The organism is Congzhengia minquanensis, from assembly GCF_014384785.1.
Classification (GTDB): Bacteria; Bacillota; Clostridia; order UBA1381; family UBA9506; genus Congzhengia; species Congzhengia minquanensis.
In genome coordinates this window covers 180,639-199,794 of sequence record NZ_JACRSU010000001.1, presented here as the reverse complement: position 1 = coordinate 199,794, position 19,156 = coordinate 180,639, and the positions used below count along the sequence as shown (strand labels likewise).

The 19,156-nt window shown below is 45.4% G+C and carries 19 protein-coding genes and 1 pseudogene; 18 read left to right on the top strand and 2 right to left on the bottom strand.

The window, feature by feature from the left end; all coding sequences use genetic code 11:
• Positions 1–168: 168 nt before the first annotated feature.
• From H8698_RS00930 to H8698_RS00910, 5 genes are all read left to right on the top strand, one after another.
• On the top strand, positions 169–993 hold the full coding sequence (locus tag H8698_RS00930; protein ID WP_249310723.1) for an ABC transporter substrate-binding protein: 825 nt from the start codon (positions 169–171) through the stop codon (positions 991–993).
• Between the two features lie 71 nt (positions 994–1,064).
• Positions 1,065–1,802: an amino acid ABC transporter permease gene (locus H8698_RS00925; RefSeq protein WP_249310721.1), complete on the top strand. Its 738-nt coding sequence runs from the start codon at positions 1,065–1,067 to the stop codon at positions 1,800–1,802.
• Positions 1,792–2,532, top strand: a complete 741-nt coding sequence (locus H8698_RS00920) for an amino acid ABC transporter ATP-binding protein (RefSeq protein ID WP_177680301.1) — start codon at positions 1,792–1,794, stop codon at positions 2,530–2,532. Before H8698_RS00925 ends, H8698_RS00920 begins: the two co-directional genes overlap by 11 nt.
• Before the next feature lie 31 nt (positions 2,533–2,563).
• Positions 2,564–4,261, top strand: coding sequence for a hypothetical protein (locus H8698_RS00915; protein WP_249310718.1), 1,698 nt, complete (start codon positions 2,564–2,566; stop codon positions 4,259–4,261).
• Positions 4,258–5,490, top strand: a complete 1,233-nt coding sequence (locus tag H8698_RS00910) for a histidine phosphatase family protein (RefSeq protein ID WP_249310716.1) — start codon at positions 4,258–4,260, stop codon at positions 5,488–5,490. The genes H8698_RS00915 and H8698_RS00910 overlap by 4 nt, the downstream gene beginning before the upstream one ends.
• A gap of 31 nt (positions 5,491–5,521) precedes the next feature.
• On the opposite strand, the gene H8698_RS00905 is transcribed toward H8698_RS00910, so the two are convergent.
• Positions 5,522–6,463, bottom strand: a complete 942-nt coding sequence (locus H8698_RS00905; RefSeq protein ID WP_249310714.1) for a TIGR03943 family putative permease subunit — start codon at positions 6,461–6,463, stop codon at positions 5,522–5,524.
• 16 nt (positions 6,464–6,479) lie between these two features.
• A complete protein-coding gene (locus H8698_RS00900; protein WP_249310711.1) occupies positions 6,480–7,580 on the bottom strand; it encodes a CobW family GTP-binding protein in 1,101 nt (366 codons plus the stop codon).
• Between the two features lie 188 nt (positions 7,581–7,768).
• Here H8698_RS00900 and H8698_RS00895 point away from each other — a divergent pair, with 188 nt between their 5' ends.
• The 13 genes and pseudogenes from H8698_RS00895 to rnr all read left to right on the top strand — a co-directional run bounded on the left by H8698_RS00895 (position 7,769) and on the right by rnr (position 19,149).
• On the top strand, positions 7,769–8,344 hold the full coding sequence (locus H8698_RS00895; RefSeq protein ID WP_249310709.1) for an LOG family protein: 576 nt from the start codon (positions 7,769–7,771) through the stop codon (positions 8,342–8,344).
• A gap of 14 nt (positions 8,345–8,358) precedes the next feature.
• Complete coding sequence (locus H8698_RS00890; protein WP_249310706.1) at positions 8,359–8,877, top strand: nitroreductase; 519 nt, start codon at positions 8,359–8,361, stop codon at positions 8,875–8,877.
• A 21-nt stretch (positions 8,878–8,898) separates the two neighbouring features.
• Positions 8,899–9,555, top strand: coding sequence for an SGNH/GDSL hydrolase family protein (locus H8698_RS00885; RefSeq protein ID WP_249310704.1), 657 nt, complete (start codon positions 8,899–8,901; stop codon positions 9,553–9,555).
• A gap of 434 nt (positions 9,556–9,989) precedes the next feature.
• Entirely contained in the window at positions 9,990–11,534 is a 1,545-nt protein-coding gene (locus tag H8698_RS00880) for a recombinase family protein (RefSeq protein ID WP_249310700.1), read from the top strand.
• A gap of 34 nt (positions 11,535–11,568) precedes the next feature.
• Positions 11,569–12,123 (top strand): annotated as a pseudogene (locus H8698_RS00875) (N-acetylmuramoyl-L-alanine amidase); the annotation flags it as partial.
• Between the two features lie 13 nt (positions 12,124–12,136).
• On the top strand, positions 12,137–13,282 hold the full coding sequence (locus tag H8698_RS00870; RefSeq protein ID WP_249310695.1) for an AI-2E family transporter: 1,146 nt from the start codon (positions 12,137–12,139) through the stop codon (positions 13,280–13,282).
• A 50-nt stretch (positions 13,283–13,332) separates the two neighbouring features.
• Positions 13,333–14,151: a purine-nucleoside phosphorylase gene (locus H8698_RS00865; RefSeq protein ID WP_249310692.1), complete on the top strand. Its 819-nt coding sequence runs from the start codon at positions 13,333–13,335 to the stop codon at positions 14,149–14,151.
• Positions 14,152–14,865, top strand: a complete 714-nt coding sequence (locus H8698_RS00860; protein ID WP_249310690.1) for an NAD-dependent protein deacylase — start codon at positions 14,152–14,154, stop codon at positions 14,863–14,865.
• Entirely contained in the window at positions 14,862–15,488 is a 627-nt protein-coding gene (locus tag H8698_RS00855) for an SGNH/GDSL hydrolase family protein (RefSeq protein WP_249310688.1), read from the top strand. The genes H8698_RS00860 and H8698_RS00855 overlap by 4 nt, the downstream gene beginning before the upstream one ends.
• The gene (gene sfsA / locus H8698_RS00850; protein ID WP_249310684.1) at positions 15,475–16,149 is read left to right on the top strand and encodes a DNA/RNA nuclease SfsA; all 675 of its coding nucleotides are present in this window, start codon (positions 15,475–15,477) and stop codon (positions 16,147–16,149) included. The genes H8698_RS00855 and sfsA overlap by 14 nt, the downstream gene beginning before the upstream one ends.
• Before the next feature lie 158 nt (positions 16,150–16,307).
• Positions 16,308–16,514, top strand: a complete 207-nt coding sequence (gene rpmE / locus H8698_RS00845; protein WP_177680930.1) for a 50S ribosomal protein L31 — start codon at positions 16,308–16,310, stop codon at positions 16,512–16,514.
• A 38-nt stretch (positions 16,515–16,552) separates the two neighbouring features.
• Entirely contained in the window at positions 16,553–16,786 is a 234-nt protein-coding gene (gene secG / locus H8698_RS00840; RefSeq protein ID WP_177680933.1) for a preprotein translocase subunit SecG, read from the top strand.
• Positions 16,787–16,908: 122 nt separating this feature from the next.
• Positions 16,909–19,149: a ribonuclease R gene (gene rnr / locus H8698_RS00835; protein ID WP_249310682.1), complete on the top strand. Its 2,241-nt coding sequence runs from the start codon at positions 16,909–16,911 to the stop codon at positions 19,147–19,149.
• Positions 19,150–19,156 lie beyond the last annotated feature (7 nt).

Here is a 19,156-nt window from a genome sequence, read left to right as displayed (position 1 = left end):
AAATTGTGCTTTTTTGATTGACAAAATTTGAAAGTAATGATATAATTAAAAAGATTTTTAGGAGGGGTTTATGCACAAAAATGTAAGTTTATGCATTTACCTGTTAACACATGGCTCACGTGTGTGCATTGTTAAAATATTATGTGAGCGGAAAGGTAAAGAGTATTTATGAAAAAATTATTAGCACTGACGGTTGCCGTAATTACGGCATTTTCACTGGTAGCATGCGGAGGAAACAATGCAGGAAACAGCGCCGCAGGCGGCAGTAACGGTAAGGTTTCTTTAAAAATCCTTGACACGGAATATGCTGTTGAAGATTATGCAGTATGTGTGGCAAAAGAAAACACGGCGCTTTTAGAAAGCATTAACAAAGCTCTTGAGGAACTTACAGCCGACGGAACAGCCCAGGCCATTGTTGACAAATATATTTCAGACAAACAGCATGACCTTGTTTTTCAGGCTGATGCTGAAGGAAAAGAAGAAATTCATATGGCTACCAACGCACAGTTCCCGCCTTATGAGTTCTACGACGGTGAGAAAATCGTCGGCATTGATGCTGAAATGGCTAGTGCAATTGCCGACAAGCTGGATAAAAAGCTTGTGATTGACGATATGGAATTTGACGCGATTATTACATCGGTTCAAACGGGTAAATCTGACTTTGGTATGGCTGGCATGACCGTTACAGAGGAAAGACTTGCAAACATCAGTTTTTCTTCCAGTTATGCAACCGGCATCCAGTCGGTCATCGTTCCGGAGAACAGCGAAATTACATCTGTCGACGACCTTTATGCAGAAGGGAAAAACTACCTCGTAGGTACACAGAAGGGTACAACAGGTGATATTTATGCGGAAGAGGATTTCGGCGCGGACAGAGTTATGAAATACGCTTCTGGTAACGAAGCGGTTCAGGCGCTGATTACGGGTAAGGTTGACTGCGTAATTATTGACAACGAGCCTGCCAAGGCTTATGTTGCGGCAAACAACAAATAATTTTAGAAGAAATCATGGGGGCGGAGCATCTCCGTCCCCATTTTTCTACCTTTACAAGTTGGGGTGAAAATATGGATCGTTTTATGGCGTGGTTTGCTGATTTTAAAGCAGATTTTATTCTTAATTTTGTAGAAAAACAAAGATGGACGTTTATTACAAGCGGCCTTAAAAATACCCTTATCATTACGTTTTTTTCGCTTATTTTAGGTCTTTTTCTTGGTGCTGTTGTAGCGATTGTAAGATCGAGCTACGACAAGACGTATTCCGAAATGAACAAGGGCATAAAAAAAATACTTTTCTCGATTCTGAACGGAATTTGTAAGATTTACCTTACCGTAATTCGGGGAACGCCTGTGGTTGTTCAGCTGATGATTATGTATTACATAATTTTTGCGTCCTCCAGAAACAGCCTGTTGGTTGCAATTATTGCCTTTGGAATCAATTCCGGTGCTTATGTTGCCGAAATTGTTCGTTCGGGCATAATGTCAATTGACTTGGGGCAGTTTGAGGCTGGGAGAAGCCTTGGATTTAATTACAGAAGCACCATGATTTATATTATCATTCCTCAGGCATTTAAAAATGTGCTTCCTGCACTTGCAAATGAATTTATTGTTTTGCTGAAAGAGACGTCTGTTGCGGGCTATGTTACAATTAGGGATTTGACAATGGGCGGAAATATTATCCGTGCCACAACCTATTCGCCGTTTCTGCCGCTTATTGCCGTAGCCCTAATTTATCTTGTTATGGTTATGTTCTTTACAAAGCTTGTAAGTATCTTAGAGAGGAGGCTGCGTAAAAATGAACGATAATGTCATTATTAAAACGGTAGGACTGTGTAAATATTACGGCGAACATATACATGCTTTAGACGGTGTTTCAACAGAAATCAAGCGGGGCGAGGTTGTGGTTATCATCGGCCCTTCAGGCAGCGGAAAGTCTACCTTTTTAAGGTCATTGAATCTTTTGGAATCTGCCACAGCCGGAAATGTTTATTTTGAAGGAGTCGATATAACAGACCCCAAAGTGAACATTAATATCCATCGTCGGAAAATGGGTATGGTGTTTCAGCAGTTTAACCTGTTTCCCCACATGACTGTTTTAAAAAACCTCACGCTGGCCCCTATAAAGCTTTTGAAAAAAAGCAAAGAGGAAGCGGAAAAAAGGGCAATGGAGCTGTTGGGGCGCGTTGGGCTTTCCGATCGGGCAGAGGCGTTTCCTTCCCAGCTTTCCGGCGGTCAGAAGCAGCGTGTTGCCATTGTCCGCGCCCTGTGTATGGATCCGGACGTAATGCTGTTTGACGAGCCCACATCGGCCTTAGACCCTGAAATGGTAGGCGAGGTGTTAGACGTTATGAAAAAACTCGCCAACGACGGCATGACCATGGCGGTGGTCACGCACGAGATGGGCTTTGCACGGGACGTGGCAGACAGGGTCATCTTCATGTGCGACGGTAAAATTTTAGAAGAAAACACGCCGGACGAATTTTTTACCAACCCGAAAGACGAACGCGCAAGACAGTTTTTAAAAAGCATTTTATAACAAATGTGCATCGGGAAAGGAGAGAGGACCAATGCACAACAGCCAGTTTACTTATTATCCAATGCATATGCATATTCATACCTGTTTTCAGCCCGGTTCTTCTATGGCAAACCATTTTTATAACGCAAGCAAGCTTGGAATGAAATATATTTGGTTTACAGACCACGACGTTCGCACAGGTATTAAAAAAGCGCCGGTTACAGGATTTTCTTTTGACACTGGCAGCTTAATGAAGGACGAGGGGAACGGCCTTTTTTGCGGCTTTGAAATCACATCGTTCGAAAACACCGCAAAATTTACCCACAATATTTTTACGGAAACCAAAACATTATTTATGAACGCCTGCGCTGAAAAAAGCCAAAACTGGCAGAGCGCAGGAATTCATTTTGTATCCAGCGGAGCGCGGCATACAGCCGCGCTTTTAATGGATGTGTGCCTAAATTTAAATGTCACGGCAGAAAAAATCAGCCCCGACAGCAGGCTGATTTTTGATATCCGTCTGTCACAGCGGCCGCCTTCGTTAAAACCTGCACATCTTTTATATGTAGCAGGAAGCGCAGATGGGCTATCCGCTCCCCATACCCAGATTCTGCCCCTTAAAATTGCCGGCGGAGAAATTCGCCTGCCAATTTCGGAAGACGTTTCAGACGATGCGGACATTGGCGGAAGGGACAATGTATTCGACACCATTGCCATTGTCTTGCAGGTGAGAAACGGTGCGTGCCTCTCGGTAGCGCTAAAGGATTTTGAAATTAAGGTAAGAAAGTTTTTTGAAGCAGCTCATCAGGAGCAAAAAAAGCTCGCGGCTAAGGTGGGAAATCGCTACGGCGTTACGCCCTTTGTTTCTTTTGAAATTTCCGACGCGGGGGAACATAAAAATTGCTTTTCCACCTGCGTTCCTACCATTGATTATGCAGAACAAAACTTTCAGGTTTCCAACATGGACGCAGTAAAGCATGTAAAGAAGCATGGCGGCATTTTTGCCATCAACCATCCGCTGGCCATTCAAGTGCTGAAACGGCAAAATTTTTCAGAAACACAGAGAAGTAAAACAGTAGCAAAAATGGCGGCGTGCCTTTTGGCAAACCATGCCTATGGGGCACATTTAATTGAAGTAGGCTTTCCCTGCGGGCGAAACGGGTTTTCTTTAGAGGAATATGTCATGCTGTGGGATTTGCTCTCCATGGGCGGGCTGTTTCTTTGCGGATATGGCAGCAGCGACAGCCACAGAAACAACGACGGCTGGTTTAATGGCAACAATTTTGCAACATACCTTGCGGCGCCGCAGGATTTGTCCCATCCCATCGGCGAGGCGGTGTTCACCCGTTCTATGAAACAGGGGATGGCCTATACGGGGAACCCGGTGAAGATAAACGGCGAAGTTCGGTTTGAAACCACAGACGGCTATCAAATGGGAACTATCTTTAAAGCGGAAGAAAGCAGCGAGGTAGAAATAGAATTTTTCATGGAACACACCGAGCCCGGCTGGCAGTTCCAGCTCATTGAAAACGGAAAAACTTGTGCGTCTGTAACGCTTGACGGAGGCACATTTACAACAAGGTCTGTTCTGCGGACTGGTCTTACCACCGTGAGCTTTCAGCGGGTGGAAGTTTACGATGAAACCGGAATGTGCATTTTGCTGACGAATCCAATTTACATTGTGAAATCAGACGAGGCGGCGTTTGAAATTCCAAACTGCCGCCTTGCAGAAAGGGAGGGCAGGCAATGAAGTTTTATATCACCCGGCACGGCCAGGTAGCGCCGAAAGAAAACTACGGAGACGCGCAGTTCCCGGCAGGCGATCCTCCACTGACGGAACTGGGCCGCGCGCAGGCGTCGCGGCTGGGAGACTATATGCGTCACATTGGGTTTCGCGGCCCGCTTTACACCTCACCCTATGCCAGAACAATGGAAACCGCAGAAATCATTGCGGACAAAACAGGCTCAAAAATTATTCCCACTGCGTTCATGCGGGAAATTTTGAAGTCAGAGTGGGTTCCGGGAACATTTCACGGCATGCGGTTGGAGCAAATTCAAAAACGGTTTCGCCATGTGGACGCAAGCGCAGGTCTTCCTTATCCGTGGTGGAGTCCTCATTCCGATACTGAGGAAGACGTTTTTGCGCGTGTAAGCAAGGGGTTTTCGGAATTGAATCCCCAGGAGGATGCAATGTTCGTGGGACACGGCGCTTCGGCAGGGCATTTAATTCATTTTTTGAACATTCCGAAAAAAAGCGGACGCAATTTGTGCAATTGCAGTCTTTCTATTTTAGACACGGAAGACTCAAAAAACTCTCTGTATTTTGACACGGCGCACTTGCCGTACAAAATGGTGGGCATGAACACCGTTATGCTGTCAGACTTGGACGGGGAGAAAATGAAAATAATTATGAAGCGCGGAATCAATGTGCCAAAAGAGCTTTCCGCTTCCAACTCCTTAAAGCTGCTCCACATTGGGGATACATCGTCCTTTACATATCCATATTATCATGAACTGATTTTAAAAGTGAAGCCCGACATCATTCTACACACAGGCGATATGGTGGACGAGGTAAAAGCGGGCAGAATGATTGGCACAAGGGAGGAGTATGAAGCCGGATTGATTCAAATTGCAGACATATTAAAAAATTCCGGCGCAAAAGAAATTTACGTTGTGCCCGGAAATAACGATTTGCCGGAACTTATTAAAAAACATGCGCCCTTTGCGAAAGTGCTGGCACCGGACACGCAGCTGAAAATCGGCGGCATTACCTGCACCGTGGCCCACGCCTGGTATGAGGTAAAAACCAAAAGTGAGTGGTATTTTTATGGTCACGGCACGAGCGGAGAGCCGTGGAAGCCGGAACAAAACGACAAAAACAGCGTTTGCCATTTCAACGCAGTTTGGGGGCCAAAGGCATTTTTGCTGCCGGAGAGAAAATTATATGAATTCAGCCGCCCGGAGGACTTGGAGCTGTAAAAAAGAAGCCTGCTAGACAGCAGGCTTCTTTTTAATAAAATGTTGCGACCTGTTCTTTTGGCTGAGGCGCGTGCACCAGGCTTTCTGCATAAAGCACCGGCCCTTTCCCCTCATATAGCTTGTGATATTCATACCGCAAAGTGGCGGTAACCAGCATCCAGTCCCGGCTTTTAAACATGGTGCCCTTTGGCACAATGCACAGCATGCCGCCATAGGAAATGTCGTCTGCACAACAGGTCATAATGTGCCGGCCAATGAGGCAAACGTCTTTGGGCAAGGTGTTGTTGTGGGCGATAATGCCCTTAAACTTAACAGTTTTACCCACATATTTTTTTACGTCCTCTGAAACATCGCGGTACCACAGGGCAAAATCCTCGTCTTTAATGGCGATAACCGGTGCGTCCACGTCAAAGGGGAGCGGATCTTCAATCTCGTCATATTCCACATGCCCGTCAGCATATTCAAACGCAATGTTGGCGCGGCGGGAGGTGGCGCGGACGATTTTGTGAAACATCTCTTTATCGGTTTCCTCTGTAGTGCGGTTAAAAATTACGACCTCGCAGCTTTTTAGCTTGTCCACCACGAGAGAGCGCATGTTACTGTTGTAGTTTAAAAACGTTCCAGCGTCTGCAAAAAACATTTCCTGCACAACTGTGCAGGTTTTCGGCAGGTTGTTGTAAAGGGAGTCTAACTGCCACATGCCGTTAAACTCCACGATTACGCGCTCTGGCTTGTGCTTTTTAAACAGGGAAGAAATCCATTTTCCCGTAAGGTCTGATTCATTTTCTACGGATTCAATAAACACGTTTTTCCCTGTAAAGCGGGAGAGGTCAAATTCTTCAATCCCTTCCTCGCACAGTAAAAGCAGAGTGCGCTCGCCGTCGTTAAACCGTGCGTCCTCCAGTGTTTCCTGAATAAATTTTGTTTTGCCAGCCTCTAAAAAGCCTGTAAAGATATAAACCGGAATTTCCATTGTTACAACACCCTTCTTATTCGTCTAACCCAAAGAGCTTGCGGATTTCGCCGTCTTTTATGCCGGCGCCGATTACGCAAATCCGCCCGGTGATGTCGGCCGCGCCTTCGCGCACATCGGGCGTGCCGGGAACATAGTCAAAGTGCAGCCAGCTTCCGTCTTTCTCTGGCACAATGCCTTTTGCACGCAGAATAACACCAAATTTTTCTTCGTTGTTAAATTGCGACAGCATAGAAACAAGCTCGTCTTTGGAGAACTGTTTTGTAGTTTCTGTTCCAAAACTTTGGAACACCTCGTCTGCATGATGGTGTCCGTGATGGTGATGCCCATGGCAGTGCTCGTGCTCCTGTTCGTGACCATGACAGCATTCATGCTTCTGCTCCCCGTCGTGGCGGCAATGCTCATGGTGATGTTCATGACTATGCTCGTGGCAATGATCATGTTCGTGGTCATGCTTGTGCGAATGACCGCAAACCGGGCAGGCGTCTTCTTCCTTGAGCTCCTCTAAAACCCGGTTTATGGTTGACGCGCCCTCAATCGCTTCTAAAAACTGTGTGCCGGAAAGCTGGTCCCACGGGGTGGAAACAATTGCCGCTTCTGCGTTTTGCTCCCGCAGCAGCTTTACGCACTCGGCAATTTTTTCTTCCTTTGCGCCGCCCGTATGGCTTAAAACAATGCACTTGGCATAACGAATCTGGTCGCAGAAAAATTCACCGAAGTTTTTCATATACATCTTACACCGGTTTACGTCAACAACAGCAGTGTAGCTGTTTAATGCAAGCGCGTGCTCGTGAACGTTTTCAACCGCTTTCATTACGTCGCTGAGCTTGCCCACGCCGGAAGGCTCAATTAAAATTCTGTCCGGCCTATAATCGCGGAGCACTTTTTTCAAAGCCGCGCCAAAGTCACCCACCAGACTGCAGCAAATACATCCGGAGTTCATTTCGGTAATGTTAATTCCAGCGTCTTTTAAAAATCCTCCATCTATTCCAATTTCACCAAATTCATTTTCAATTAAAACTAACTTTTCGCCCTTAAAGCTTTCATCAATCAATTTTTTTATTAGAGTTGTCTTGCCGGCACCTAAAAATCCGGAAAAAATATCGATTTTTGTCATTTTAATAGCTCCTTATCACAATCGTTTTGTTCATTATACCACTTTTTTTTCTTTCTGTAAATAAAATCAAAAAAAGTTATTACTTTTGTAAAATATAATTGTGTAGTTTGTGAATAAACTAATAGAAAGCTTGAAAATAAAAAAAGTTTATGCTAAAATCATATCAAACATATAAAGGAGAGGATTTTATGACAATTTGTGTATATGGAGCGGCAAGCAACAATATAGATCCTTCGTATATAGAAGCGGTGGAAACGCTGGGGGAAAAAATGGCGGAGCGCGGCCACTCTCTGGTTTACGGCGCCGGCGCCGGCGGCTTAATGGGCGCAGTGGCCCGCGGCGTGTATGCCGGCGGTGGCAAAATTATTGGTGTTGCCCCTACTTTTTTTAACGTAGACGGCGTGCTGTTCGAAAACTGCACAGAGCTGATAAGAACGGAAACTATGCGTGAGCGTAAAAAAATTATGGAGGAGACAGCCGATGCATTTATAATGGTGCCTGGCGGCGTGGGAACCTTTGACGAGTTTTTTGAAATTTTAACGCTGAAGCAGCTGAAGCGTCACAACAAGGCAATGGTGGTGTTTAATTTCAGAAAATATTATAACGCAATGGCGGAAATGATGGAAAAAGCAGTTGATGAAGGGTTTGTTGCGCCCGGCTGTTTAAAGCTTTATGAAGTTCTTTCAAACCCAGATGAGGTGTTAGATTATATTGAAGGCTACAAGCCGGATGATTTGGACATTCAGAATTTAAGACATATATAACGGAGGTTAGAAAAATGAACGACTGTTTAAATGTTTTACAAACAAGAAGAAGTGTAAAGAGCTATAAAAGTGATCCGGTGCCTGAGAATATGCTGAAAGAGGTTTTAAAGGCGGGCATTAATGCACCTACTGGAATGAACAGACAGTCGCCGGTAATGGTGGCTGTAACAGATCCTGAAACGGTTCGCTATATCGGGAACCTGAACGCAAAAATCATGGGCGCTTCGACCGACGCGTTTTATGGCGCGCCGGTGGTTATTATTGTGTTTTCCGACACCACCGTGTCCACCTTTAAAGAGGACGGGTGCCTGGTGATGGGTAACTTGTTGAACGCGGCTGCGTCTTTGGGGCTTGGAGCCTGCTGGATCCACCGGGCACGCGAGGTGTTTGAAACGCCGGAGGGCAAAAAGCTAAAAGAAAAGTGGGGGCTGGGCAGCCAGTATATTGGAATTGGCAATTGCATTTTAGGCTATGCAGCGCAAATTCCGGAGGAAAAAACGCATAAGGCAAATTATGTTATATACGATAAATGAGAAAAAAAGGGGTTAGACAGCATGGATTTTAAAGGAAAAAAAGCGGTATTTTTAGGAGACAGCATCACAGAGGGACACGGCACAAGCGGAGCGGAGCACATTTATGTTAATTTGATGAAGCAGCGGTTGGGTCTTTCAGATGTTGTAAACTACGGAATTGGCGGCACGAGAATTGCAAAACAGCAAACACCGTCAGCCGTAGCGCGGCACGATTTAGATTTTGTGTCTCGGGTGGATGAGATGGACGGCAATGCAGATTTGGTTGTAGTGTTTGGCGGCACAAACGATTTTGGCCACGGTGACGCGCCGTTCGGAAAACTGTCAGACAAGACGGCAGACACCTTTTGCGGCGCGTGCCATGAGCTGTTTGAAAAGCTGATGAACAAATATCCCCAGGCGCAGATTGTGGTGATGACGCCTCTGCACAGGTCAAATGAAGACAATCCTCGGGGTGGAAACAAGCCGGAAGATGTTGCAACGCTTTCTGAATATGTTGATGCCATAAAGGTCATTGCAAAACGTTTTTCCATTCCGGTGCTGGATCTTTTTGCAGTTAGCGGAATTCAGCCGAAGCTTGAAATTATGCGGGAGCACTTCTGTCCTGACGGACTGCACCCCAACGACGCAGGGCATATTCGCATTGCAGACCGGTTAGAGGGCTTTTTGAAAACCTTATAAAAATGCAAAAAAACAACCCGGACCCGCCGGGTTGTTTTTTCCGTTTGGGGCAGTGCTGAGGCCCCAATTAATAGGAGATGAAGTGGAGAATGTTATTATGAATATATAAACAGCGTGCCCTGTGATATACGCCAATTAACTTTAAATTTAAAATTAAAACAGTTGGCGTTTGGCGGCGCTGATATCTTCCTATTACCTATTTTCTATTAACTTATACGAAGCGGGACAAAATAAGTTCCCACTTTTTTTAAACTTTTTTGTAATATTTAATTTTTTTCCTATGTATAATACAGCATGACCAATTTTGGAGGTTTTAACATGGAATATGCTGTGGAAAACAAATTTAAAACCGAGGATGAGCGCACGAGGCAGGAAAAGGTTCAGCAAATTGCGGAGGAAATTATAAAAGAAAGCATTAAGGAGCGTGAATCAAATTGATTCGCGTCGCAGTTTACTGCCGTCTGTCGGACGAAGACCGGAACAAAAAAAGCCGGATGGACGAAAGTGAAAGCATTCAAAACCAAAAATCCCTGCTGCTTACATATTGCCGGGAGCAGAATTGGGAGGTGGCCGGTGTTTACTGCGACGAGGACATGTCTGGCGCAGACCGGGACCGCCCGCAGTTTAACCAGATGATTTTAGACTGCGAAAAGGGATATATCGACATTGTGCTGTGCAAAACCCAGTCGCGCTTCAGCCGCGACATTGAGGTGGTGGAGCACTACATTCATAACCGCTTTCGCGAGTGGGGTGTGCGGTTTATCGGGTTGTTAGACCATGCAGACACAGAGGACTTCGCCAACAAAAAGTCCCGCCAGATTAATGGGTTGGTAAATGAGTGGTATTTGGAGGATTTGTCGGAAAACATTAAAAAGACCCTGCGGCACAAAAAGGAGAACGGTATTTTTACCGGTGCCTTTGCACCCTATGGGTACAAGCTGAACAAAGATGTAAAAGGAAAGCTTTTTGTGGACGAGCCGGCGGCAGAAACAGTGCGGGAGATTTACCGGATGTATGCAGGCGGACACGGATATGTGAAAATTGCTCAGGAGTTAAACCGGCAGGGAATTCCCTGCCCGTCGGAATATAAGCGCCTTTGCGGGAGCAAATTTCAGACCCATGGGGGAAAGCCCACGTCGAAAATCTGGACGGAGTCCGTTATCCGCGAAATTTTAACAAACGAGGTGTATGTCGGGAATCTTGTGCAGGGAAAAACCGCTACCATAAGCTATAAAAACAAGAAACGGAAACGCGTGAACGAACAGGATTTTATCAGAACAAAAAACGCCCACGAGCCGGTAGTGGATATGAGCTTGTGGAACGAAGTGAACAAAAAAATCGGTTCCCACAGACGAATGCAGAAGGCAGACGGTAAGCGCCACGTTTTTGCAGGCAGAATTTTCTGCGCCGTCTGCGGCAGCAGTATGTGGAAAATGAGCTACCAGCTAAAAAACGGCAGGTATGAATATTTAAAATGCAAGGCCACAAAATGCGGCGTTTCGGTTTGCACAAACACAAACAGTATCCGGTTCGACGCGGTGTTTGAGGCGGTGGAGATGGAAGTGAAAAAGCTATTTTTAAACAATTATAATCCTGCTAAAATCAACAAAAACAGCCTGATTTACAATGACAAAAAAACGGAAATGAAAGAAGAAACGCTCATAAAAGAGAATATTTTGAAACAAAATCTTAACATAAAACAGCTTTACAAAGATAAATTAGATGGTATAATAGATAATAAAGTATTCTGCGATATATATGGAGATATAAAAGCCGATATTGTGGCTTTGGAAAAGCGGCTCTCTGTCTTAGAGCAGAAAAAAGACAAAACAGAAGATTTCAACTTTCAGGAATATATTGACAGTTTTCCACGCACAATAACCTTGAATGAATTTGCCGTTTCAAAATTGATTGACAAAGTTTTCATTGGCGAGCCGGAAAATGACAGCCGAAAGATTACAATTTGTTGGAATTTATAATTGTTCATGGTATTAACACTGTGCAGGACATGGTGCACCAGATGGCGGTGCGGTGGGCAGCGCAGGCGTTTTGGAAAAGGACTTAAACCTTGCTATTGCCCAAAAGCTTCAGCAGTTTTTAGAGCAGGGCGGAACAAACGTAATTGTAACCCGCTCAGACGATAACGGCATTTACGATGTTTCGGGCAACATCAGAAGCAAAAAGAACTCCGACTTGAAAAACCGGGAAAAGCTGATGAAAGAGTCCAGCGCAGATGCGTTTGTCAGCGTACATATGAATAAATTTCCGGACGGACAGTACAGCGGGCCCCAGGTGTTCTTTTCCGGAAACAATGAAAAAAGCGAGGGGCTTGCAAAACAGGTGCAGTCGGCTTTAATTGAGGCGCTTGCGCCGCCGTCTTCTCGGGAAGTGAAAAAGGCAGACGGGAGTATTTACCTTTTAAAGCAGGCAAAACTGCCCGCAATTTTAGTGGAGTGCGGGTTTTTGTCAAACGAAGAAGAACAGAAAAAATTGTTGGACGATTCTTATCAAAAGCAGGTCGCGTGGGCGATTTACTGCGGGATTTTAAAATACTTTAACGAAGAATAAGGAGCTGGTAAAGTTGAAAAACTGGAAAATACGCTATTTAAACGTTTTGCCTGTTTTAGTAATTGCGTTTTTGTTGTGCAAACTGATTTTTACGACCAATATATCCTTGTCAAGCTTGTTTTCCATGCTGTACTCCTGTATTGCATATTTTGTTTACGGGCTGGCATTTGCGTATTTTCTAAATCCTTTGCTGGTGTTTATTGAACGCAATATCGTGAAAAAAACGGACAATCAGAAAAAGAAAAATATCAAGCGCGGCATTTCTATAGCGGTAATTTACGCAGTGGTGCTGGGTTTCATCTCCATTTTTGTTATGAATATCGTGCCTACCATAGTCAGCGGTCTGAACGATTTTATTAACGGCCTGCCGGAATATTTAAACAATTTTCAGATTTGGGTGACAGACAGCCTGCGGTCGATTAATCCTGACCTTGCAAAAAACTTTGAGGGCTATATGTCGAATTTTGCAACCAACATATATAGCTGGGTTGAACGGGAAATGGATATGGCCCATGTGGGCAAAACCGTAACTACTGCAGTTAGCGGTTCGGCGAAAACAGTCATCCGCGTGGTGTTCGGCATTGTCATATCAATTTATTTTCTTTTTGGCAAGGAGGAGCTTACCAAACACTTTAAGCGGTTTATCTATGCGGTGTTCAGCCGCGAGCGGGCTGAAACCATTATGAATTACGGAAAGGCAATTAATAAAATATTTTTCGATTTCATTATCAGCAAGCTCTTGCAGGCGTTTGTCATTTTCATTTTAGGCCTGATTATCTTAGTGCCGTTCGACATCCCGCTGGCACCGCTCATCAGTCTGCTTCTGGCGCTTACCAATATGATACCTTACATTGGCCCGTGGCTGGGCGGAATTCCCAGCGTTCTTCTGGCACTGGTGTTTAATCCCATTAAGGGTTTAATTGTGCTGTTGTTTATCATTGGAATGCAGATTGTCGACAACTTATTTATCGGCCCGAAAATCATGTCCGACAGGGTGGGCATCAGCCCGCTTCTGGTTATTGCCGGGGTAGCAATCGGCGGCACTTTCGGCGGAATTATCGGCATGTTTATCGGCGTTCCCCTGGTTGCGGTGATTAAGCTTGTCTTTTATGACAGCTTTATTGAACAGCGGCTGGGAACAAAGAATATTAACCTGTAAATATAAAAGCGGCAGGCTGTCTGCCGCTTTTGCGCATTGGCGGAGGGGTTATGGAATCAGAATATACAGCAATTCAAATCTGTTGTGACTATATTTTAAATAAATGCGGCGAACGGCCGGAGCTGGCGGTGGTGCTTGGCTCGGGCCTGGGTGGCCTGGCGGACAGAATGGACGGTGTGCAAATTGCATATCAAAACATTCCTGGTATGCCTGTTTCCACCGTTTCCGGTCATGCGGGCAGGTTTGTTTTTGGAACGCTGGGAGGCAAGAAAACGGTTGCAATGCAGGGCAGGGTGCATTTTTATGAGGGATATTCCATGGCCGAGGTGGTTCGCCCAATCAGAGTGATGCGCGCCTTAGGTGCGGACAAGCTGATTTTAACCAACGCGGCGGGAGCAGTGAACGAATGCTTTTCACCCGGCGATTTGGTAATGATTTCAGACCATATTTTAAGCTTTGTCCCGTCGCCGTTGATTGGGGAAAACGTAAGTCAGTTAGGAGCGCGGTTTCCCGATATGAGCGCGGTTTACAGCCCGCGGATGAGAAACATAGCTGAAAACTGCGCCGCGGATTTAAAAATTTCATTAAAATCCGGTGTATATATACAAACCACCGGTCCCAACTATGAAACGCCTGCCGAAATTAATATGATGAAACAAATGGGGGCCGACATGGTGGGCATGAGTACCGCCTGTGAGGCCGCTGCGGCAAAACACGCCGGAATGGAGATTTGTGCTGTTTCTGTCATTTCCAATATGGCGGCGGGAATATCGAAAACTGCCCTTTCCCACAGCGAAGTTCAAATGATTACAAACAAAGCGTCAAAGCCATTTCAGGCGCTGATATGCAAGCTTGCGGAGATGATTTAAATGTTAAAGGAACTGATTGATACGTACCAAAATATTGTTTTTTTCGGCGGCGCGGGCGTGTCCACAGAAAGCGGAATTCCAGACTTTCGCAGCGTAGATGGGCTTTATAATGAAATTTATGATTATCCGCCGGAAACCATTATTTCACACTCCTTCTTTGTGAAGAATCCGAAAGAGTTTTTTCGGTTTTATAAAAACAAAATGATTTATCCAAACGCCGCGCCCAATGTAACGCACAAAGCACTGGCGCACTTAGAGCAGCAGGGTAAGGTGAAAGCGGTGGTAACGCAGAACATTGACGGTTTGCACCAAATGGCCGGCAGCAAGTGCGTTTATGAGCTGCACGGTTCCGTGCACAGAAATTATTGCATGAACTGCGGCAAATTTTTCGGCTTAGACGCTGTTTTAGAAGCAGACGGCGTGCCCAAATGCAGCTGCGGCGGAACGATTAAGCCTGACGTTGTGCTGTATGAGGAGGGGTTAGACGGCAAAACAGTGTCCGGTGCGATTGCGGCTATACAAAATGCGGATTTATTGGTGGTGGGCGGCACGTCCCTTACGGTATATCCTGCGGCAGGCATGATCGATTATTTTCGCGGAGACAAGCTGATTTTAATTAATAAAACTGTAACGCCCTTTGACAGCAGGGCAGACATTGTGATCAACGAGAGTTTAGGCTCTGTTTTTAAAGAAATTTTGGAGGGAGACAAATGACAAAGATTTTTGTAGTGGGAGACAGCATTTCTATGCACTACAACGACGATTTAAAACGGTTCTTGTCGGGCTATGCCATGCTAAAGAGAAAGGGCGAGGGCGAAAAACCAGGTGATTTGGACTATGAATCGAAGGTAAACGGCGGCGACAGCGCCTGCGTTTTGGGATATCTACAGGCAACGCCGGACATTGACGCAGACATTTTTATTATAAACTGCGGCCTGCATGATATTAAATTTTATCATGAGGTTGGACACCTTCAGGTAGAGCCGGAGGACTACAGGGAAAACTTAAAACAAATTGCGGCGCATATCCAAAAGCTGGGAAAACAAATGGTTTGGGTCATGTCCACCACAGTAGATGATGAAATACATAAAAAGAACTGTTCCGTTTTCTTTCGGAAAAATGAGGATATTAAGCAATACAACCACATTGCAAAAGAGGTTATGGAGCAGATGGGCGTTCCGATTATCGACCTTCACGATTTTACCGAAAAGTTAGGGGACGGCGTGTTCTGTGACCATGTACACTTTAAACCCCATGTCCGCACACTTCATGCGGCGTTTATTGCAGGTCAGGTAATTGGCCTGTTCGGCCTTAAAAAGACCTATGAACTATCATAATATTACAGAGGGAATTTTTATTTCCCGCCCAAACCGGTTTATTGCAAAGGTTGAAATAAACGGACAAACTGAAACCGTTCATGTGAAGAACACCGGCAGGTGCAAGGAGCTTTTAATAGAAGGCGCTAAAGTGTTTTTGGAACGAAGCGGCAACCCCAACCGCAAAACGCAGTTCGATTTGGTAGCGGTGCAGAAAGGCGATTTGCTCATTAACATGGACGCACAGGCCCCAAACAAAATTTTTGCAGAGTGGGCCGAAACGCACATTGACGGTCTGACGCTGGTGAAGCCTGAGGTAACACATGGCGACTCCAGATTCGATTTTTACATGGAAGCCGGACTGAAGCGCACATTTGTGGAAGTAAAGGGCGTAACGCTGGAACAAGACGGTGTGGTGATGTTTCCCGATGCGCCCACAGAGCGGGGGCTAAAGCATTTGCGCGGCCTTGAAAAATGCGTTGCAGAAGGATTTGACGCGCTTGTCGTGTTTATTGTTCAGATGGAGCGGGCAGCCTATTTTTGTGCCAACGCAAAAACCCACCTGGCCTTTGCCGAGGAGCTTTCGCGGGCAAAGCAGGCAGGCGTTCGTGTTCTGGCGCTGAACTGTTGTGTAAAACCCGACGAAATTATGGCGTTGGGGGAAATTGAGACCAAAATTTGAGAAGAAAATGATTTTTTGTGAAATTTTTGAAAAAAACAGTTGCAAATGAAAAAGAAATGTGCTATAATCATAGCGTTGTATTTCAAAATGAGATTCGTATGATTAGCATTTTGAAATGATGATTTGGTTTATTTACTTGGTTGAAAGAGGTGAAATACATGAAAGAGGGAATCCATCCGGAATATAAGCAGACCACAATTAAATGTGCCTGCGGCGAAGTGATTGAAACAGGCTCGACAAAAGAGAACATCACCGTCGAAATTTGTTCAAAATGCCATCCGTTCTTTACAGGAAAACAGAAGCTTGTTGATACGGGCGGCCGTGTTGAAAAGTTTAGAAAGAGATTTGGTATGAAATCCGAATAATTGGTAGAATTTCAGCTTGTTTGGAGGTGTGGTAGGCTATGTGGCTTACGATTGTTCGTATAATCCATTTGATATTGTCATTAATTTTAATCGTGGTTGTCTTGCTGCAGTCGGGAAAAGCACAGGGGCTTTCCGGTGCGATTGCAGGCGGTTCTGAAACGTTTTTTGGTAAGAACAAAGGCAGAACGATTGATGCGATATTAGAAAAGTGGACATCGGTTGTTGCTATCGCGTTTTTAGTAACCTCTGTTGCGCTGTTTTTCTTATCTTAAAGACCGATGTGCAAATTGTGATATGCGCGATTGATTTAAGCCATTTCCCTCGGAAATGGCTTTTATTTTTTTTGATTAGAAACGTTACATTTAACAAATTATAAATAGAGGAGGTGAACGGTTTGACACAAAAAGAAAAGATTTTAGGCTTTATGAAAGAAAATATGAAAATTCCCATGACTGCGGAAGAAATGGCGGTAATGCTCAGCGTTCCGAAACAGGACATGACGGAGTTTTTCAATATTATAGAGGAATTAGAACTGGAAGGTAAAATCGTGAAAACAAAGAAAAAGCGGTTTGCTACCGGCGCGCTTTTAGGACTTGTAACCGGTAAATTTATTGGTAACGAGCGCGGCTTCGGCTTTGTTGAGCCTGAGGAAAACGACGGAGCGGACAACTTCGGCGATGTGTTCATCGGCGCCGAAAACACCGGCGGTGCGCTTCATGGCGACATCGTCATGACGAAAATTATTACAAAGCCGGACGGAGACAGGCGGCGCGAAGGCGAGATTGTAAAAATTGTTCAGCCGGCAGAGCACAAAATTGTCGGCAGATTTACAAGAAACGAAAACACCGGATTTGTGGTTCCTGTTTACAGAAGATACGCCACGGACTTTTATATTGAACCGGGCAACCGGAATGGCGCACAAGACGGAGACATGGTTGTGGCGGAACTTTTAAAGCGGGGGAGCGGAAAGAAAAGCCCCGAGGCAAAAATCATTTCTGTGATTGGAAACATCAACACGCCGGGCATGGACATTCTGTCTGTCATTGAAAGCCGCAGCGTTCCCTACGAGTTTGACGAAGATGTTTTAAACGCCGCAAAGCATGCGGCAATAACGGTCTCGCCGAAAGACACAGAGGGAAGGCTCGATTTAAGGTCGGAACAAATTATCACCATTGACGGCGACGACGCAAAGGATTTAGACGATGCAGTCCACGTAAAGAAACTGGAAAACGGCAGGTTTGAACTTGGCGTTCATATTGCGGACGTAGGGAATTATGTGCCGGTCGGCGGCAAAATCGACCGCGAAGCTTATCTGCGCGGCACCAGCATCTATCTTGCAGATCGGGTGATTCCCATGCTGCCAGAGGTGCTGTCAAATGGCATTTGCAGCCTAAATGAAGGAGAAGACCGACTGACGCTGTCCGTCATTATGGAGATTGACAAAAGCGGCGTGGTGGTGGACCACAAAATTTACGAAAGCGTGATTTGCTCAAGCAAGCGCATGACCTACACAGATGTTACGGCAATTGTGGAAGGTGATGAGGAAAAGCGGGAACGGTTTTCTGACTTGGTAGAGATGATCGGCCGCATGGCGGAGCTTCGGGCCATCCTGCGCAAAAAGCGCGTGTCGAGAGGCAGCATCGACTTTAATTTCGACGAAGCACGAATTGTATTGGACGAAAACGGTAAACCCATTGACATTGTAAAACGAGAGCGGGGCGTTTCGAACAGCATGATTGAGGAGTTTATGCTCGTCTGCAACGAAACGGTGGCAGAGCACATGTTTTGGCTGAATATCCCCTTTGTTTACCGGGTGCATGAAGAACCCGATCCGGATACGATGAAAGAATTTGCAAAGTTTATTGCGCCGCTGGGATATAGCATTAAACATTCCAATGGAAAGGTTCATCCCAGGGAGCTGGCCGCGCTGATCCGCAGCCTTACGGGTAAACGGGAAGAAATGATTATCAGCAGCGTTGCCCTGCGTTCTTTAATGAAAGCGCGCTACAGCAATGAAAACTTAGGGCATTTTGGTCTTGCGGCGAAATATTACTGCCACTTTACATCCCCGATCCGGCGGTATCCTGATCTCTGCATTCACAGGATTATAAAAGAACACTTAAATGGCAGGCTAAACGTTAAAAAGCTTGCGGCGTTCACGGCAGAGGCTGCAAAACAGTCCAGCGACCGCGAGCTTGAGGCGGTTGATTTAGAGCGCACCATTGAGGATATGAAAAAGGCGGAATTTATGCACGACCGCGTTGGCGACGTTTATTCCGCAGTTATCACCAGCATTACACCCTTTGGCATGTTTGCCGCATTGGAAAACACCATTGAAGGCTTAATCCGTCTGGCAGACTTAAACGACGACTATTATATCTATGACGAAAAAACCAGATCAATTTCCGGCGAACACAACGGGAAAACCTTTCAGGTGGGCGAAACAATTGAAATCCGTGTGGCCCGGGCAGACCCGCAGTCGGGCAAAATTGATTTTGTATTAAATGCTCAGGAAAACAACCAGAACAGCCGTCGGAAAGCGTTTTTAAAAAAGCACCGGGAACAGGTAAAAACGAAAAAGAATACGAAAATAAAGACCGCAAAATATTTAAAAAAGCGACAGAAAAAACACTAATGTGAAC

Bases quoted from the DNA above. Each gene is read 5' to 3' on its own strand.
- H8698_RS00930 (WP_249310723.1), top strand. From the start codon at position 169: ATGAAAAAATTATTAGCACTGACGGTTGCCGTAATTACGGCATTTTCA.
- H8698_RS00925 (WP_249310721.1), top strand. From the start codon at position 1,065: ATGGATCGTTTTATGGCGTGGTTTGCTGATTTTAAAGCAGATTTTATT.
- H8698_RS00920 (WP_177680301.1), top strand. From the start codon at position 1,792: ATGAACGATAATGTCATTATTAAAACGGTAGGACTGTGTAAATATTAC.
- H8698_RS00915 (WP_249310718.1), top strand. From the start codon at position 2,564: ATGCACAACAGCCAGTTTACTTATTATCCAATGCATATGCATATTCAT.
- H8698_RS00910 (WP_249310716.1), top strand. From the start codon at position 4,258: ATGAAGTTTTATATCACCCGGCACGGCCAGGTAGCGCCGAAAGAAAAC.
- H8698_RS00905 (WP_249310714.1), bottom strand. From the start codon at position 6,463: ATGGAAATTCCGGTTTATATCTTTACAGGCTTTTTAGAGGCTGGCAAA.
- H8698_RS00900 (WP_249310711.1), bottom strand. From the start codon at position 7,580: ATGACAAAAATCGATATTTTTTCCGGATTTTTAGGTGCCGGCAAGACA.
- H8698_RS00895 (WP_249310709.1), top strand. From the start codon at position 7,769: ATGACAATTTGTGTATATGGAGCGGCAAGCAACAATATAGATCCTTCG.
- H8698_RS00890 (WP_249310706.1), top strand. From the start codon at position 8,359: ATGAACGACTGTTTAAATGTTTTACAAACAAGAAGAAGTGTAAAGAGC.
- H8698_RS00885 (WP_249310704.1), top strand. From the start codon at position 8,899: ATGGATTTTAAAGGAAAAAAAGCGGTATTTTTAGGAGACAGCATCACA.
- H8698_RS00865 (WP_249310692.1), top strand. From the start codon at position 13,333: ATGGAATCAGAATATACAGCAATTCAAATCTGTTGTGACTATATTTTA.
- H8698_RS00860 (WP_249310690.1), top strand. From the start codon at position 14,152: ATGTTAAAGGAACTGATTGATACGTACCAAAATATTGTTTTTTTCGGC.
- H8698_RS00855 (WP_249310688.1), top strand. From the start codon at position 14,862: ATGACAAAGATTTTTGTAGTGGGAGACAGCATTTCTATGCACTACAAC.
- sfsA (WP_249310684.1), top strand. From the start codon at position 15,475: ATGAACTATCATAATATTACAGAGGGAATTTTTATTTCCCGCCCAAAC.
- rpmE (WP_177680930.1), top strand. From the start codon at position 16,308: ATGAAAGAGGGAATCCATCCGGAATATAAGCAGACCACAATTAAATGT.
- secG (WP_177680933.1), top strand. From the start codon at position 16,553: ATGTGGCTTACGATTGTTCGTATAATCCATTTGATATTGTCATTAATT.